Below are 16,283 nucleotides of genomic sequence, written 5' to 3' on the forward strand. Positions count from 1 at the left end.
TGATGAACACTAACGCAGATTCGTCCGACCCCAAACTCTCTCGGCGGTCGGTCGTCGCGGCCGGTTCCGGTCTGTTGACGGCCGGTCTTGCGGGCTGTCTCGGCGGTGGCGGCGGAGCGGGAGGCGGAAGCGACGGCTCGAACACCGGCTCGAACGACGCCTCCGGCGGGTCCGAGTCGGAAGACGAGTACGTCGTCGTCGCGTCGTTCTTCAGTTTCTACGACTTCGCGCGCAAGGTCGCGGCCGACACGCCGGTCACGCTGAAGAACCTCATCCCGACGGGGCTCCACGGCCACGGCTGGGAACCCGACGCGAGCGTCACGCGCGACATCATCGAGGCCGACGCGTTCGTCCACGTCGGCGAGGACTTCCAGCCGTGGGCCGACCGCGCCATCCAGACGCTGAAAGACGACGACGTTGACACCCAACTCATCAACGTCCGCGAGGGCGTCGAACTCGTGGAACTCGCCGCGAGCCTCGACCGCGACGAGGAGGGCGTCGGCGAGGGTCGCGGGAAGGACCCCCACTTCTGGCTCGACCCCCAACGCGCCAAGACCGCCGTGGACAACATCACCGAGGGGCTGGTCGAACTCGCCCCCGAGCACGAGGAGACGTTCCGCGACAACGCCGACGCGTACAAAGCCGACGTGCTCGACCGCATCGACCGCGACTACCAGGATATCTTCGATCGGGCGTCGCGCAAGGTCGTCCAGTTGGCGGCTCACAACGCCTTCCAGTACATCGGCGTCCGCTACGGCGTCGAGATGCGCCCGCTCGTCGTCAACCTCGCCGCCAGCGGCGACGTGAAACCCTCGGACATCACCGAGGCGAAGCGCGTCATCGAGGAAAACGACATCAAGTACATCGGCGCAGGCGTCTTCGAGACGCGCCGCCCGGCGAAACAGCTCATCGCCGAGACGCCCGTCGAGGCGTACTTCCCCGTCACCCCCTACGCGGGCGTCCGCGAGGACTGGGTCGAAAACGACTGGGGCTACGAGGAAATCGCCTACAACATCAACATGCCGACGTTCGAGGTCGTCCTCGGGAACAAGTCACCCGAGGAGGTCGGCCACGACGGCTGGGCCGACGAGTGGAGGAACTTCGAATGAGCGCCCTCCGCAACGGCGAGTCCGCGGAGTCCGCTGAGGCCGCCGACACCGGTCTCGCCGCCGACGACGCCGACGACGGCCGCGGCTCCTCCGGCCCGCTCGTCGAACTCGCAGACGTCGAGTTCGGCTACACCGCGACGCCCGTCGTGGAAGACATCTCGCTCCGCATCGACCCCGGCGAGTACGTCGCCATCGTCGGGCCGAACGGGTCGGGGAAGTCGACGCTGATGAAGCTCATCCTCGGCCTGCTCCGGCCCGACGAGGGGTCCGCGCGGCTGTTCGGCGAGCCCTCCCACGCCTTCGACGACGGCGCGCGCATCGGCTACGTCGCCCAGCACGCCAGCGCCTCCAAGGAGATGCCCATCACCGTCCGCGAGGTCGTGAAGATGGGTCGGTTCCCCCACGTCGGCTTCGGCCGGCTCTCCGCGGAGGACCACCGCATCGTCGACGAGGCGCTCGCCACGGTCGGGATGTCCGACTTCGCGAACCGCCGAGTGACGAAGCTCTCTGGCGGCCAGCGCCAGCGCGCCTTTATCGCCCGCGCGCTCGCCGGTGAGGCCGACCTGCTCGTCTTGGACGAACCGACCGTCGGCGTCGACGCCGAGTCGGTCGACGCCTTCTACGACCTGCTCGAAGCGCTCAACGAGGAGGGCATCACGATTCTCCTCATCGAACACGACCTCGGCGCGGTCACCGACCACGCCCGGCGCGTCGTCTGTCTCAACCGCGAGGTCTACTTCGACGGTCCGACCGACGAGTTCGTCGAGAGCGACGCCCTCGCGCGGGCCTTCGGCACAGCGGCCTCCTTCGCGGGCGGTTCGGGTGGTGGCCGCACGTGATGCCCGTCGAACTGTTCGCCGTGTTGCAGGCGGGCCCGTTAGACGCCGTCCTCGCGCCGTTCTACTGGTTCCTCGCGCTGTGGTCCGACCTGCTTTTCGCCGTTGGCGACGCGACCGGTCTCGGCTTCCTCGACTACCGGTTCATGCATCGCGCCATCCTCGTCGGCCTCTGTATCGGCGTGATGGCCCCACTCATCGGGACGTTCCTCGTCCACCGCCAACTCGCGCTCATCGGCGACGCGCTCGCCCACACCGCCTTCGCCGGGGTCGCAGTCGGCCTCTTTCTCAACGGCGTGTTCAGCCTCGGCGTCTCGCCGTACCTGACCGCCGTCGTCGTCGCCGTCATCGCCGCGCTCCTCATCGAACTCATCTCCGAGGCGACCGACGCCTACAACGACGTGTCGATGGCAATCGTGCTCTCGACCGGGTTCGCGCTGGGGACCGTCCTCATCAGCCTCAACGCGGGCGGCCTCGCGGTCGGCATCAACCAGTACCTCTTCGGCAACCTCTCGACCGTCTCGGCGGAGAACGCGGCCATCCTGCTCGTGCTGTTCGCCGTCATCGTCGGCACCGTCGCGCTCACGCGCAACCAACTGCTCTACGTGACGTTCGACGAGACTGCCGCCGCCGTCTCGGGCATCTCGGTCACGTGGTACAACCGCGTGATGGTCATGCTGACCGCGCTTGTCGTCGTCGGCGCGATGCAGATTATGGGCGTCATCCTCGTCGCCGCCATGCTCGTCGTCCCCGTCGCCGGCGCGGCGCAGGTCTCCCAAAGCTTCTCCGAGTCGCTTCTCGTCTCCGTCGTCCTCGCCGAACTCGCCGTGCTCCTCGGCATCGGCGCGTCCTACTACGGCGAGGCGACCGCGGGCGGCGTCATCGTCCTCTTCGCGGTCGGTATCTACGTCGTCGCCGTCGCCATCGGCAAGGTGCAGGCGCGCGCCGGAGAGGACGCGACGCCCGAACTGGGGAGCATCGACGCGGCCGAGACGCGCTCGAACTCGGACTGAGACGCGCTCGAACTCCGTTTTGTAGAACGAGACGCGCTCGGCGGAGCCGTCGGTGTCCGGGTTAGAACGTTCCGTTGACCACGTCGCCGACGCGTTGGCGGTCGAAGAGGGCCTCGTCGGCGTCGAACACGTCTGGATACACCTGCTTGACGGTTCGCTCGGTGTTGAACAGGTTGAGAATCGGGCCCGCCTGTGGCGGTCCACCCGGGTACACGGCACCGGACTGGACCGCGGTCAGGTTACTACCGACGTTGTCCTCGGCCATCGGCGTGACGTGCGCCGCCCGCCACTCGTCGGTCCCCGTCAAGTCGGTCGACTCCATCCCGGACGGAATCTGCCCGTCGTAGATGAGCACGTCGGGGTCTGTTTCGAGGAGCGCCTCGTACCCGACCGTCGGGTATTCGCCGGGAGGGACGTCCATCGATGCCCACGCGTCCTCGAAGCCGGCGGCACGGTAGTGCATCTGTCGGAACCCTCGGTCGCGAATCGGGAGCAGCCTGAACGACCCGTCTTCGGGGTCCGAGCTGACGAAGAGCACGCCGACGGTCGGGCGTTCGTCCTCCGGTGGAAGGCGCGCCGAAATTTCGGCCATCATCTCGTCGTGTATCCGTCGGAACTGCTCGCTGCGCGCTTCCTCTTGAAACACTTCGGCGACCTTGTCGAACAGGTCGTAAAGCGAGTAGAGGTAGTCGGCGTTCCACTCGCGCTCGCGGGCGCTGTACGCGCCGAAGAACGGGGCGACGTTCTCAGTCACCTCGTCGATGTCCTCCTCGGACATTCCGTACGCCGCCAGGTAGTTCGGGTCCGCGAAGTGAACGTCCGCGTCGGCCTCGTAGAAGACCTCCTTCGAAAAGCCGCCGTCCTGCCACAACACGGGGAGCGAACTCGGGTCGATGTCGGGTGAGACGCCCGCCGCTTCGAAGGCGACGCCGGGATACAGGCCGAACCCCGTTGCGACGAGTCCGTCTCCCTTTCCGAGCGCAATCGCCATGTCGAGGTACGCGGGACCGCCGGGATTCGACCATCGCTCCGGGACTGCGTCGAACTCGACGTCGCCCATCGGTTCGATGGAGACGGTGTACGAGCCGTCTTCCGTCGTCGCTTCGGTTGTCTGTGTGTTGTCGGCCGTCTGTGGCTGCGCCTCCGTCGTCGTCGGTTCGGGGGTCGTCGGGCCACTCTCCGAGTTACTACTGCCGGTACACCCCGTGAGAAGGCCACTGCCGACGAGCACACCCCCGTACTTCAGATACGTTCTCCGGGTCGGCTCCGAACCGTTCGCGTCGTGTTCCATGATTTTAGGCCCACCTAAACACACAAATCTCTTGCGGAATTTAGGTCGGCCTAAATACGGTGGCGACCGCCACGCACGTCGTCGAAGTCGGCACAACGGCGGAGACTCCCGTCTCGTAGCCGTCTGGAGACGCGTGGTGCGAAATACGAGATTTCATATCGCACTATTTGATTTATATCTCCCGTTACCCTCGGCTCCGAACCAATATCTTCAACAACGACTACCACGGATTCGACCCCATGAGCGACCTCGAAATCCAGCGCGAATGCCCGGCCTGCGGCAACGACACGTTCTACCTCGCCGCCAGCATGGAGATTCACCTCGGCACGAAGACGAAGTGGCACTGCACGGAGTGCGACTACGGCTACATCCACATCACGGACGACATCGAGACGTACGCGAAGGCCGAAGCGTAAGCCGCGAAAAAGGTTTTTCTCGTTATTCGTCGTCGCCGAGCGCCTGCCACGAGAGCCGCGGGTTCCGCGCGGCGGACACCTGGTCGATGCGACGGGCGCTGGTCTTCGTGGGCGCGGTTTCGAGCGCCTCGTCGGAGTCGGCGTACGCCGCGTTGAAGGCGTGTGCGAGGTCGTCGAGCGACGCCTTGTCCTCGACTTCCGTCGGCTCCGTGAGCATCGCCTGCGAGACGAGTTCGGGCCACTTCGTCGTCGGCGGGTGGACGCCGTAGTCGAGCATGCGCTTCGCCACGTCGGCGGCGTCGCGGTCGCCCGAGGTCGCCGCGAACTCGTGGTGGAACGGCCCGTACGGGACTTCGAGGTCTATCTGCGAGGCGAGGTAGTTGGCGTTGAGGACGGCCTTGGCGCTGGCGTCCGCGAGGCCCGCGTCGCCGAGGCGAGCGATGTAGGCGTACGCCTTCACGAGGACGAGCCAGTTGCCGGCGAAGCCGTGGACCTTGCCGATAGACGACTCGGGTTCGTACTGCTCGTAGCCCGCGGCCGTCTCGCGGACCATCGGACTCGGGAGGAACTCAGCGAGTTCCTCGACCACGCCGACCGGGCCGGCACCGGGGCCGCCGCCGCCGTGGGGCGTGGCGAACGTCTTGTGGACGTTGTAGTGCATGATGTCGAAGCCCATGTCGCCGGGGCGAGCGCGGCCGAGCAGCGCGTTGAGGTTCGCGCCGTCGTAGTACAGCAGACCGCCGGCGTCGTGGACCATCTCGGCGATATCGACGATGTCGCGCTCGAACAGCCCCAGCGTGTTGGGGTTCGTGAGCATGAGCGCGGCCGTCTCCTCGGAGATGGCGGCGTCGAGCGCCTCCATGTCCACGCGGCCGTCGTCGTCCGAGGGGAGTTCGACCACGTCGTAGCCGGCCATCGCGGCCGACGCGAAGTTGGTCCCGTGGGCCGACGAGGGGATGATAATCTCCGAGCGGTCGTCGTCTCGGGACTCGTGGTAGGCCTTCGCGACGAGAATGCCCGTGAACTCGCCCGCGGCACCCGCCGGGGGCTGGAGCGTCACGGCGTCCATCCCGCCGATGTCGGCGAGGTACTCCTGCAGGCCGTGCAGGAGGCCGAGCGTCCCCTGAATCGTCCGGTCGGAGCGGTCGGGGTGAACCCCGGCGTTGGGGTCCGCCGCCACGTCCTCCGTGAACGAGGGGTTGTACTTCATCGTACACGACCCAAGCGGGTACGGCCCGAGTTCGACGCTGTAGTTCATCTGCGACAGCCGCGTGTAGTGGCGCGCCAGTTGGGGCTCCGACAGCGCCGGCAGCGTCAGTTCGTCGCGGGTCAGGTCGTCGGGGAGGACGCCCTCCGAATCGACCTCGACGGTGGTGCTGTCCTTTTCGGACAGGAGCGGTTCGTACTCGTCGTCGCGGCTGAATCGGGCTTGGTCGAAGTTCATCAGATGACCTCCTCGAAGGCCGCGACCAGTCCGTCCGCGGCGTCGGCGTTCGCGTCGGTGATACAGACCTGCAGGTGGTGGTCGTCGAGGGCGTGGACCGCGAAGCCGCGGCCCGCGAGGTCGTTCGTGATGGCGGGCGCGGGTTGGTCCGTCCGGACGACGAACTCGCGGAAGTGGTGGCGGTCGTACAGCGGCGCTTTGACGCCCGAAAGCTCGTCCAGTCGGGCGGCGAGGTCGCGCGCGTCGGTGACGGCCTCCGTCGCGAGGTCGACGAGGCGGTCGGGGCCGAGCCACGCCATGTGCATGGCGGTGCGGAGCGCGACCCACGCCTGATTCGTACAGATGTTCGAGGTCGCGCGCTCCTTGCGGATGTGCTGTTCGCGGGTCTGGAGCGTCAGCGTGAACGCCCGCATGTCCGCGCTGTCCTCGGAGACGCCGACGAGGCGGCCGGGGACCTGCCGGAGGTACTCCTCGCGGGTGGCGAAGATGCCGAGACCCATGCCGTAGGCCGTCCCGAGGCCGAGCGCGCCGGCCTCGCCGACGACCACGTCGGCACCGACGCTCGCGGGCTCTTCGAGGAGCGCGAGCGCCACGAGGTCGCTTCCGAGACAGAACAGCGCGTCGTTGTCGTGTGCGAGGTCGCCGATGTCGGCGAGTCGCTCCTCGATGACGCCGCGGACCGTCGGGGTCTCAGCGTAGACCATCACGGTCTCGTCGTCGACGAGGTCCGCGAGGGCTTCCACGTCGACCGCGCCGTCGGCCATCGGGTACTCGCCGATTTCCATCTCCGCGCCGTCGAGGTAGTTCTCGAGGACGCCGAGGCGACCCTCGTGGAGGTGCTCGGGGACGAGCACGCGGTGGCCGCTCGCGCCGCGGCGGAGGCGGTTCGCGAGGAGCGCGGCCTCGGCGAGCGCCGTCGCGGCGTCGTACATCGAGCAGTTGGCGACCGGGAGCCCGGTCAGTTCGACCAGCATCGACTGGTACTCGAACAGCACCTGCAGGAAGCCCTGCGCGATTTCGGGCTGGTACTGCGTGTACGAGGTGAGGAACTCCGAGCGCCGCGAGAGGTCGTCGACCAGCGCCGGAACGTAGTGGGCGTGGTGGCCGCGGCCGAGGAACTCCGTCAGCTCCTCGTTGCGCGAAAACAGGTCGGCCATGACGTTCCTGAGCTCCTGTTCGTCGGTACCGGAGACGCCGAACTCGCCGTCGAAGCGGACCTCCTCGGGGATGTCGAAGAGCTCCTCGGCGCTGTCGGCGCCGACGGCGTCCAGCATCGCTTCCTCGTCGGCGTCGGTGTGTGGGGCGTACGGGCTTCCGACCCGCCGTCCGTTTCCAGCCGTCATCTCACTCCGTCTGCTCGCGGTACTCCTCGGGGGAGAGGAGGTCGTCGAACTCGCTTTCGTCGGCCGGTTCGAGTTCGAGCATCCAGCCGTCGCCGTAGGGGTCGTCGTTGAGGAGTTCCGGGGCGTCGAACAGCTCCTCGTTGACGGCCGTGACGGTGCCCGAGACGGGGGCGTAGAGGTCCGAGACGGCCTTGATGCTCTCGACCACGCCGAACTCCTCGCCGGCGGCGAGTTCGTCGCCCTCGGCGGGGAGTTCGACGAAGACGACGTCGCCCAGTTCGTCCTGTGCGAAGTCGGAGATGCCGATTTTGACGGCGTCGCCCTCGGTGGTGGTCCATTCGTGCGATTCCAGGTACTTCCGGTCGTCAGGGATTTCGAACATTGTCAGTTGATGAAGGGAGGTGTCACGATTACTGCGCGCTTCTCGCGGCCGCGGACGAGAATCGAGATTTCGGTCTCGTCGTCGGCGTACTCGACGGGGACGTAGCCGAGACCGATGGGCTCCGACAGCGTCGGGCTCATCGTCCCGCTCGTCACGACGCCGATGACCTCGCCGTCCGCGTCGGCGATGTCGTAGCCGTGGCGGGGAACACCGCGGTCGAGGAGGGCGAAGCCGACGAAGGTCTCGTCGATGCCGGCCTCGCGCTGTCGTTCGAGGGCGTCGCGGCCCACGAACTCGGTGTCGAGTTTGACGACGAAGCCGATGCCGGCCTCGTAGGGGGTCCGAGGCTCCGTCTCGGGGTCGAAGTCCTGTCCCGAGAGCAGGTAGCCCATCTCCAGTCGGAGCGTGTCGCGGGAGCCGAGCCCGCAGGGAGTCGCGTCGAGCGCCGACCAGACGGTCTCGGCGTCGTCCCACGGACAGAGGACCTCGAAGCCGTCCTCGCCGGTGTAGCCCGTCCGGGCCACCCAGCACTCGACGCCCGCCACGTCGGCGAACGTCGCTTGGAACTTCGAGAGGTCGCCGAGGGCCGCGTCGGGCGCGGCGTCGGTGACCGAATCGAGGGCGTCGGGGCCCTGTACCGCGAACATCGCCCACTCCTCGGTTACGTCCTCGACGGTGGCGTCGAGGTCCCAGTCGTCGCGGAACGAGGTCCAGCGGTCGTACATCTCCTCGTCGTGGCCGGCGTTCGGGATGAAGAGATAGACCCGCTCGTCGCGGTCGGGGAGTCGGTAGACGACGGTGTCGTCGATGATGACGCCCTCGTCGTTCACGATGGCCGAGTACTGCGAGTCACCCGGTTCGAGGGCCGTCACGTCGTTCGTCGTCAGGCGTTGCATCAGCGCGGTCGCGTCCGGGCCGGACACCTCCAGTTCGCTCATGTGCGAAACGTCGAAGATGCCGACCGACTCGCGGACGGCCGCGTGTTCGGCCTTGATGGAGTCGTACTCCACAGGCATGTCCCATCCGCCGAACTCGGTGAACGTCGCCCCGGCGTCCGCGTGGACGCCGTACAACGGCGGCTTACGAAGGCCCATACAGGCCCCTGCGAACTGCGATAAGTAATGCTTTGGTATCTGTTCGCTCGGTATGTTCACTATCTTGCATGAATCGGCCCCCTGTTGTGGAAGAAAACACCACGAATCCGCAACCAGACGGCGAAATATGCCATCCGGGTGCGGTATCGACCGAGACGGTGACTGCGGAGATAAATCAAATACTGCGATACAGAATGTGAGTGGCGTGCGACTGCGCCTCTCACAGTCGCGACGACGAGGCAGACCGCACCGTCTCCCCCGAACTACGTATCCACAACGGCCAAAGCTACTTGTGCGGAAACGGTGGTTAATCGACATGCGTCGTCGCCACTTCGTCTCTCTACTCGGAACGGCACTCGTCGGCGGTTGTCTGTCGTCCGATAACCCGGACACAGCTCCGACGCTCGGCCAGATATCCGTCGTCAACCACGCGTATCGTCCGCACACGGTCCACGTTCTGATAGAACGGAACGGTGAACCAATCTACTGGGCGGACCACAGCGCGACGGCTGGAGACGATATCGGACCCGGGGGTGCGGTTATCCCGTGTGCGTGGGGAACCGAGGCCGGTGGATACGTCGTGAGGGCCCGCCTCGACGAGCGAACGGAGTGGCGCGCTATCGACATCGACGAGTACGACAGCGAGAGCATCGGGCTGTCCCTGCAGATTGGCGATGTGAACACCGGCCCGCGAGACGCGCCACGGCTGACGATTTGGCACACTAGCAACCCGAGCGAACGCTGTCCGACGGGGACGGCGACCGCGGCCGCGACTCCTGAGTTTCGAGAGCCGGACGCTGGAGAACTGCTGTCGAATACGAATACTGCCGACCCGAGACGCGAGCGACCGAGGACCGACGATTAGTCGTCCGCGACGGCGGCCGCGGTCGGTGGCTCCGGCTGCGCTTCGACCTGTTCGGACGCCGGCGTCCACGTCAGTTCCTCCTCGTAGTGGAACGCGCGGTGGTCCTGCGTCGGGTCGACGACCGTCAGCGAGAGCCAGTCGTTGTCGAGCAGTTCGGTCAGTTCCGCGTGGTCGGCCAGCACGTCGGTGACGCGGTCGACCGGCGCGTGGATGACCGTCGAGAGGCGGAGCGGCTGGTGGTACGGCCTGTCGTCGGCGGCCATCAGCGACTGGAGCGGGAGCCCCGTCATCAGGTCGCCGCCGTTGCCCTGATAGACGCCGACGTTACCGACGGGGTTCTGGGTCACCTTCGACCCGCTCCCGTAGACGGCGTTGTCGACCGTCGAGAAGTAGTACTGGGCGTTTATCCACTGCGTGACGACCATCGGCCCCGTCAGAATCGCTTCGAGCGCGTCGCCGTCGGGGTCCGTCGCGTGGTCGTACGAGTGGAGGAACGCGCGGCCGTCGAGGTCGAGGTCGCTCGTCAGTTCGCGGGGGCCGATGACGAAGCCGGCGTTGCCGGCCAGTCCCCACTCGGGGCGCGTCTCGGCCCAGTCGGCGGCGCGGCGCTCGGTCTCGCTGACGGCCGCGGAGCCGCCGGCACCCATCGTCTCGGCGCGCTCGGCGGCCGCGTGCTCGCGGGCGACCGCGAGGTCAGCGCGCAACCGGTCGAGGTCGTCCGCGTGGCTCTCGGGCACGTCGCCGTCGAACAGTTCGATTTCGTCGGTCGTCGTGTTGTGCTGGCCGGCGACGAACACCGTGTCCTCGGGGATGTCGAACCCGCGGTCGCGGAGTTCCGCCTTGACCGTCTCGTCGTTGCAGATGGCCGCGAGAACGCGGGCGTTCGGGCCACCGGGGTTGCCGGCGCAGGCACCGCAGTCAAGGCTCGAATCGAAGGGATTGTTGGCCGTCTCGCTGGCGTGGCCGGTGAACACGACGAGGCGACCGAACTCCTCCCAACCCATCAGTCCGAAGGCGTTCGCGGCGTACTCGACTTTCTCCTCGTCGGTCAGCCCCACCGGGAGGTCGCCGACGTAGGAGTGCTGGTGGTGGACGGCCTGCTCGCAGAACTCGTGGTTGTCGGGAACCGCGTCGTCGGCGGTCCCGAGCAGGTCGGAGACGCGCCCGGGGACGAGCGTGCGGGCCGCGAGAGCGACCCCGTACCCGCTCCCCGCGCTCTCGACGAAGCCGAAGGCGGTGGCGGGGTTGGTCTTCAGCGCCTCGATGGCCTCGCCCGCGGCCTCGCGGAAGCGCGACCAGCGGTCGTGGCTCGCCTTCGTCTCTCTGTCGGTCGGGACCTCGGTGACGTGGTGTTCCGGGTCGACAATCGGGGGACAGGCGTCGACCGACACCTCGTCGTCGTAGCCCTGATACTCCATCGGGATGCCGAAGAAGCCGGCGTAGCCGTGGGTCTCGTAGTCGCCGGTGTCCTCGATGTGCCGGCGGATGACCTCCGAGCGCGTGTCGATACAGAAGACCAGTTGCGCGTCCGGGCGACCGCGGGGGGCGCTGTTTTCGAGGACCTCGCTCTCGGCGGCGACGCGCTCGACGACCTCGTCGCGGTAACTGGCTTCCCACGCGCTCAGGAACGCCTCGGCGAGTTCGTCGGCCGCGTCGGTCTCGGGCGTCTCGGGACCGGTCGATGGCGCGAGATTCACGTCGAACGCGTCGAGGAGCGCGAGGCGGGCCGCGAGGTAGCCGTCGAGCGTAATCGGGTACTCGGACTGCCACTCGCCGCCGTCGGCGGAGCGTTGCTTGATGAAGCCGGTCCATCCGGGGAGCGCGGCGAGTTGCTCCTCGAATATCGGCACCCACTGGCTTTCGGGGTACGACGCGACCACGGACTCGATGGTCTCGGTCGGCGATTCGGGCAGGTCGGCGACGATGCCGTCGTCGGGAATCTGGCCGTCGTACGCGGCCATCGACCGGAAGGCGCTGTAGAAGCCGTCCTCGCGGTCCGGCATCGGCCAGTGCGCTTGGCCCTCGTCGAGGAACGCCGACAGCCACTTCGTCAGCACGCGGTCGACCCGCGCGGTGTCGGTGTCGGCGTCAGTCTCGTCGTCCGCGGGCTCCGACTCGGTGGCGGCGTCCATGCGTTCCAGCAGGGCGTCGGGGTCGTCGTCGTAGCCGCGCTCGGCCAGTTCCGAGGCGAGCACGTCGGGGTCGATTTGCCCGTGGTCGAGCGCCGCTTCGAACGTCTCGGGGGCCGGGTAGCCGCGGCCGCCGACGAGGTCCGCGGCCTGCGTGACCGCCTCGCCGAACGGCATGTCTTCGAACCCCGAAAGCGGGTTGGCCGTCACGAACGAGTGAATCGGCCAGACCGAACCGACCGTCGTCGCCGCTTTGTCGATGCTGTCTTCGATGGCGTGTTCAGTACTCATTGTATTCCTCCGTGGTGGTCAGCACCGTCGGGGACGCGGGCTGACTCGCGTTCAACAGCGCGACGTAGAGACGCCGGCTCCGTTTGTGGACCCCGAGTTCTATCGCGACGTAGACCGCGAGGAAGACGCCGGCGACGAGCGCGTGAAGCGCGCTCAGTTCGGCCGGCGCTTCGACGACCGGCAGTCCCGACAGGACGCTCGAAATCGACTCGTAGGCGAGCGCGTAGACGGTGATGGCCGGCAGGAACACCAGCGGGACCGCGCCGTAGCGGGCCGTCGCCGGAAGCGCGGCGTGCGCGACGACGTTGCGGGCCGCGTGCAGCGTGGTGAGCACGACGAACGCCACGAGCAGGAGTCCGCTGTCGAGGTGCGTCCCCTTCCCGGTGAGCGCCGCGAACAGCGCGCCGCCGGCCAGTCCGGTCACGACGATGACGGCCGCGCCCGCGACCCCGGTTTCGTGCGCGTCGTGCGCAGTCGGGGCGGTCTGTTCGACCTGTCCGCCCGCGCCGAGGAAGTGGTACGCCTTGTAGAAGCCGTGCAGAATGAGGTGCGTAATCGCGGCTCCGAAGAAACCGAGGCCGGCCTGCATAATCATGAAGCCCATCTGGCCGATGGTCGAGCAGCCGAGTTCGCTCTTGACGTCCGTCTGGACGTTCTTGAGCAGTTTTCCGAGGAGGGCGCTCGTCGCGCCGACGGCCACGATACCGAGCATGAGCGTGGCGTCGAGAGTCACGACGGGGGCGAACCGGAGCAGCAGGATGCCGCCGGCGTTCACGAAGCCCGCGTGCATCAGCGCCGAGGCGGGCGTCGGCGCGGTCATCGAGGAGAGGAGCCAGCCGTGGAACGGGACGAGCGCGGACTGAATCATCGCCGCGAGAACGAGCGCGACACAGGCCACGAGCCACGCCGCGCCGCCGAGTCCGTCGGCGGCCGCGGCGATACCGGAGACCGTCGTCGCGCCGGTCGCCCACCACAGCGCCGCGAGCGCGACGCCGAGGAACGCGCTACTGGCGAGGAAGTACCTGCGGGCGACGCTCGCGGCGGCCTGCGCCTGCTTCCAGCCGTCGATGATGCCGATGAGTTTCGCCATCGCGAGCCCCATCGCCAGCCAGAACAGCCAGAACAGCGCGACGTGGTTGGCCGCGACGAGGGCCATCACGGCGACCGTGAAGCCGAACACGGTGGCGAAGAAGCCCGTCTCGTGGCGGCTCCCGGCCATGTAACGGCGCGAGTAGCTGTGGACGATACCGCTGAAGAACGTCACGACCACCCACAGCAGCACGGTCAGGCCGTCGACGGCGACGACGCCGGGAACCTCCCACGCGCCGCCGAGTCGGACTCGGGCGAAGAGCACGGCGACGCTCGCGGCGAACAGCGCCCACACGAGCTTCGTTAGTGCGACGGGCGCGAGCGGCGAGTCCGCCGTCGCGTCCGGGAGTGCTCCGACCGTCGGTTTCGAGCTGTGTCCTGACATCGTTCGATTCGTCGTTGACCAGAACGGTCACCGAAACGCGTTCGGCGACCGATACTGGTCGTCCTTACGCCCATCCGAGAACAGATTGTCTATTAAATCTACCTACATTCACAAATCGTTCGCAAATTAGCCATTATAGAACATTATGGTTTCGTGAGCGCGGGGCGACGCGGACAGTCGGATCTGGGCGAGTCGGATTTCCTCAGAACACCCGTTTCACGCCGTGTAACGCACTATCTTCCCAGTCGGTAATCGACTACCAGCGATGGGTCACGCGACATCGACCCGCCGCGGCGATTCACGACTGCGGTCGCTCGTCGGGTCCGAACCGATTGGCGAACGCTCCGTTCGCCGCGAGGATATCGAGCGCGCGCCCGCTCAGGAGTCGTTTTCCGCGTGTCTCTCGGCGTCGAACTTCCCGAACGGCGTCGTCTCGTGCGTGCGGACGAGCACCTCGTCGGCGACCGTGAGGCCCATATCGAGGAGTTCCTGCGCGATGGACGTGATGTCGCTGTCCGTCTCGCCGACGGCGGTCACGAGGAGGTTCTGTTCGCCGGTGACCAGTTCTTGGACGGCCACGACACCGTCCATCTCCAGAATCTCGGGGACGAGTTCGCCTCGCTTGGGAATCGAAGCGGTGCAGTAGAGTAGCATGCGGAGCGGGTAGCCCGACTTCCCATAGTCGACGCTCGCGCTGTAGCCCTTGACCACGCCGTCGGATTCGAGCCGCTGGATGCGCTTGCGGACGGTGCTGTCCGAGGTCCCCGTTCGCTTCGCGATATCCCCGGACGACATGTTTCGCGCGTCCTCTTGGAGTGCGTACAGAATCGCCTTGTCCACGTCGTCGATATCCTCGCCAGCCATACCACTACGTCGGGGGCAAGAGCACTTTATCCTTTGATGTTACGCGGACGACGCCCCGGCCGACACTCGATACTCGCCGACTCCGGGAGTAGATTTATTACCCATCCGATACAATTAGTTACTATGATTGTTGTAAAAGATAACGCCGACACGCCCAAAGCTCACGAGCAGTCCGTTCGCCGCACGGCCACCTTCGCCGACATGGCCGCCGCGATGCGTGGGTTCTGAGCGGTCTTCGTGGCTCGATTCTCCGCTCGGTTCGCCCGACCGCGCCGCGACATGACTGATTTCCTGAGTTTTCGCGTTTCCTGATAACCCGTTTCCGCGACCCGTCCAAACCGGCGCGAGACGCGCTTCGCGCCGGGAAAACGGATTTACCTTTGGGTGTCATATTCTACCAAACTGGGCGACACCGCCCTGATACCCATGGCAGACAAACCACACCAGAACCTAGCCATCATCGGACACGTCGACCACGGGAAATCCACGCTCGTCGGCCGACTCCTGTTCGAGACAGGTAGCGTCCCGGAACACATCATCGAACAGCACCGCGAGGAGGCGGCGTCCAAGGGGAAGTCGGGCTTCGAGTTCGCCTACGTCATGGACAACCTCGCCGAGGAGCGCGAACGCGGCGTCACCATCGACATCGCCCACCAGCGCTTCGACACGGACAAGTACTACTTCACCATCGTGGACACGCCCGGCCACCGCGACTTCGTGAAGAACATGATTACGGGCGCGTCGCAGGCCGACCACGCGATTCTCGTCGTCGCCGCCGACGACGGGGTCGCGCCGCAGACCCGCGAGCACGTCTTCCTCGCCCGCACCCTCGGCATCGAGGAACTCATCATCGCGGTCAACAAGATGGACGTCGTCGACTACAGCGAAGACTCCTACAAGCAGGTCAAAGAGGAGGTCCAACAGCTCCTGAACCAGGTACGGTTCAACTCCGACGACGCCGGCTTCATCCCCATCTCGGCGTTCGAGGGCGACAACATCGCCGAGCCCTCGGAGAACATGTCGTGGTTCGACGGGCCGACCGTCCTGGAGTCCCTGAACAACCTCCCGGAGCCGTCGCCGCCGACCGACGCCCCGCTTCGCGTCCCGATTCAGGACGTGTACACCATCTCCGGCATCGGGACGGTCCCGGTCGGCCGCGTCGAGACGGGTATCCTCAAGACCGGCGACAACGTCCGGTTCATGCCTTCTGACGCGGGCGGCGAAGTGAAGACCATCGAGATGCACCACGAGGAGGTCCCGGAGGCGGGCCCCGGCGACAACGTCGGCTTCAACGTCCGCGGCGTCGGCAAGGACGACATCCGCCGCGGCGACGTCTGCGGCCCGGCCGACGACCCGCCGTCGGTCGCCAAGACGTTCAAGGCGCAGATCGTCGTGATGCAACACCCCTCGGTCATCACGGCGGGCTACACGCCGGTCATCCACGCGCACACCGCGCAGGTCGCCTGCACGTTCGAATCGCTCGACCAGAAACTCGACCCCGCGTCGGGCGAGGTCGCAGAGGAGGAACCGGACTTCATCAAGGCCGGCGACGCCGCCGTCGTCACGCTCCGGCCACAGAAGCCGCTCAGCATCGAACCGTCGTCAGAAATCGCCGAACTCGGGAGCTTCGCCATCCGCGACATGGGACAGACCATCGCGGCCGGCAAAGTCCTCGAAGTCTACGAGTAGCGCCCGGTTTCGACCACAGTTTTTCGCGCCACCGCCGTGACAG

General features: G+C 66.7%; 14 protein-coding genes. 6 read left to right on the forward strand and 8 right to left on the reverse strand.

From position 1 onward, the window contains the following. Positions 1–2 precede the first annotated feature (2 nt). Genes AUR65_RS10375 through AUR65_RS10385 form a run of 3 tightly spaced genes read left to right on the forward strand, consistent with a single transcriptional unit; the run spans position 3 to position 2,958 of the window. Positions 3–1,109, forward strand: a complete 1,107-nt coding sequence (locus AUR65_RS10375; RefSeq protein ID WP_058566825.1) for a metal ABC transporter substrate-binding protein — start codon at positions 3–5, stop codon at positions 1,107–1,109. After that, positions 1,106–1,948 (forward strand): metal ABC transporter ATP-binding protein, encoded by an 843-nt coding sequence (locus AUR65_RS10380; RefSeq protein ID WP_058566993.1) that lies wholly within the window; start codon positions 1,106–1,108, stop codon positions 1,946–1,948. The genes AUR65_RS10375 and AUR65_RS10380 overlap by 4 nt, the downstream gene beginning before the upstream one ends. Next, the gene (locus AUR65_RS10385) at positions 1,948–2,958 is read left to right on the forward strand and encodes a metal ABC transporter permease (RefSeq protein ID WP_058566826.1); all 1,011 of its coding nucleotides are present in this window, start codon (positions 1,948–1,950) and stop codon (positions 2,956–2,958) included. Before AUR65_RS10380 ends, AUR65_RS10385 begins: the two co-directional genes overlap by 1 nt. A gap of 61 nt (positions 2,959–3,019) precedes the next feature. Here the strand turns inward: AUR65_RS10385 and AUR65_RS10390 are convergent, their stop codons facing one another. Beyond that, the gene (locus AUR65_RS10390; protein WP_058566827.1) at positions 3,020–4,249 is read right to left on the reverse strand and encodes an ABC transporter substrate-binding protein; all 1,230 of its coding nucleotides are present in this window, start codon (positions 4,247–4,249) and stop codon (positions 3,020–3,022) included. 239 nt (positions 4,250–4,488) lie between these two features. Here AUR65_RS10390 and AUR65_RS19980 point away from each other — a divergent pair, with 239 nt between their 5' ends. After that, a complete protein-coding gene (locus AUR65_RS19980; protein ID WP_004969725.1) occupies positions 4,489–4,665 on the forward strand; it encodes a DUF7838 family putative zinc beta-ribbon protein in 177 nt (58 codons plus the stop codon). Positions 4,666–4,687: 22 nt separating this feature from the next. On the opposite strand, the gene gcvPB is transcribed toward AUR65_RS19980, so the two are convergent. The 4 genes from gcvPB to gcvT are packed head-to-tail and all read right to left on the reverse strand — an operon-like array spanning position 4,688 to position 8,928. Continuing rightward, a complete protein-coding gene (gcvPB, locus tag AUR65_RS10395; protein ID WP_004975284.1) occupies positions 4,688–6,109 on the reverse strand; it encodes an aminomethyl-transferring glycine dehydrogenase subunit GcvPB in 1,422 nt (473 codons plus the stop codon). Next, a complete protein-coding gene (gene gcvPA / locus AUR65_RS10400) occupies positions 6,109–7,452 on the reverse strand; it encodes an aminomethyl-transferring glycine dehydrogenase subunit GcvPA (protein WP_058566828.1) in 1,344 nt (447 codons plus the stop codon). Before gcvPA ends, gcvPB begins: the two co-directional genes overlap by 1 nt. Position 7,453: 1 nt before the next feature. Then, positions 7,454–7,834 (reverse strand): glycine cleavage system protein GcvH, encoded by a 381-nt coding sequence (gene gcvH / locus AUR65_RS10405; RefSeq protein WP_058566829.1) that lies wholly within the window; start codon positions 7,832–7,834, stop codon positions 7,454–7,456. Positions 7,835–7,836: 2 nt separating this feature from the next. Next, positions 7,837–8,928 (reverse strand): glycine cleavage system aminomethyltransferase GcvT, encoded by a 1,092-nt coding sequence (gene gcvT, locus AUR65_RS10410; RefSeq protein WP_058566830.1) that lies wholly within the window; start codon positions 8,926–8,928, stop codon positions 7,837–7,839. A 580-nt stretch (positions 8,929–9,508) separates the two neighbouring features. On the opposite strand from gcvT, the gene AUR65_RS19480 reads away from it, so the two are divergent. Beyond that, positions 9,509–9,793 carry a hypothetical protein gene (locus tag AUR65_RS19480; protein WP_146047401.1) on the forward strand — a complete coding sequence of 95 codons (285 nt, stop codon included), beginning with the start codon at positions 9,509–9,511 and terminating at the stop codon, positions 9,791–9,793. Here the strand turns inward: AUR65_RS19480 and AUR65_RS10420 are convergent. The 3 genes from AUR65_RS10420 to AUR65_RS10430 all read right to left on the reverse strand — a co-directional run bounded on the left by AUR65_RS10420 (position 9,790) and on the right by AUR65_RS10430 (position 14,551). Then, the gene (locus AUR65_RS10420; RefSeq protein WP_058566832.1) at positions 9,790–12,213 is read right to left on the reverse strand and encodes a DUF2309 domain-containing protein; all 2,424 of its coding nucleotides are present in this window, start codon (positions 12,211–12,213) and stop codon (positions 9,790–9,792) included. The two genes, AUR65_RS19480 and AUR65_RS10420, sit on opposite strands and share 4 nt — an antisense overlap. Beyond that, on the reverse strand, positions 12,203–13,687 hold the full coding sequence (locus AUR65_RS10425) for a proton-conducting transporter transmembrane domain-containing protein (RefSeq protein ID WP_058566833.1): 1,485 nt from the start codon (positions 13,685–13,687) through the stop codon (positions 12,203–12,205). The genes AUR65_RS10420 and AUR65_RS10425 overlap by 11 nt, the downstream gene beginning before the upstream one ends. Before the next feature lie 378 nt (positions 13,688–14,065). Then, positions 14,066–14,551, reverse strand: a complete 486-nt coding sequence (locus AUR65_RS10430; protein ID WP_008095561.1) for an Lrp/AsnC family transcriptional regulator — start codon at positions 14,549–14,551, stop codon at positions 14,066–14,068. A 426-nt stretch (positions 14,552–14,977) separates the two neighbouring features. Here AUR65_RS10430 and tuf point away from each other — a divergent pair, with 426 nt between their 5' ends. Next, positions 14,978–16,240: a translation elongation factor EF-1 subunit alpha gene (tuf, locus tag AUR65_RS10435; protein WP_058566834.1), complete on the forward strand. Its 1,263-nt coding sequence runs from the start codon at positions 14,978–14,980 to the stop codon at positions 16,238–16,240. The last annotated feature ends 43 nt before the right edge of the window (positions 16,241–16,283 follow it).

This window comes from Haloferax marisrubri, assembly GCF_001469875.2.
Lineage (GTDB): Archaea > Halobacteriota > Halobacteria > Halobacteriales > Haloferacaceae > Haloferax > Haloferax marisrubri.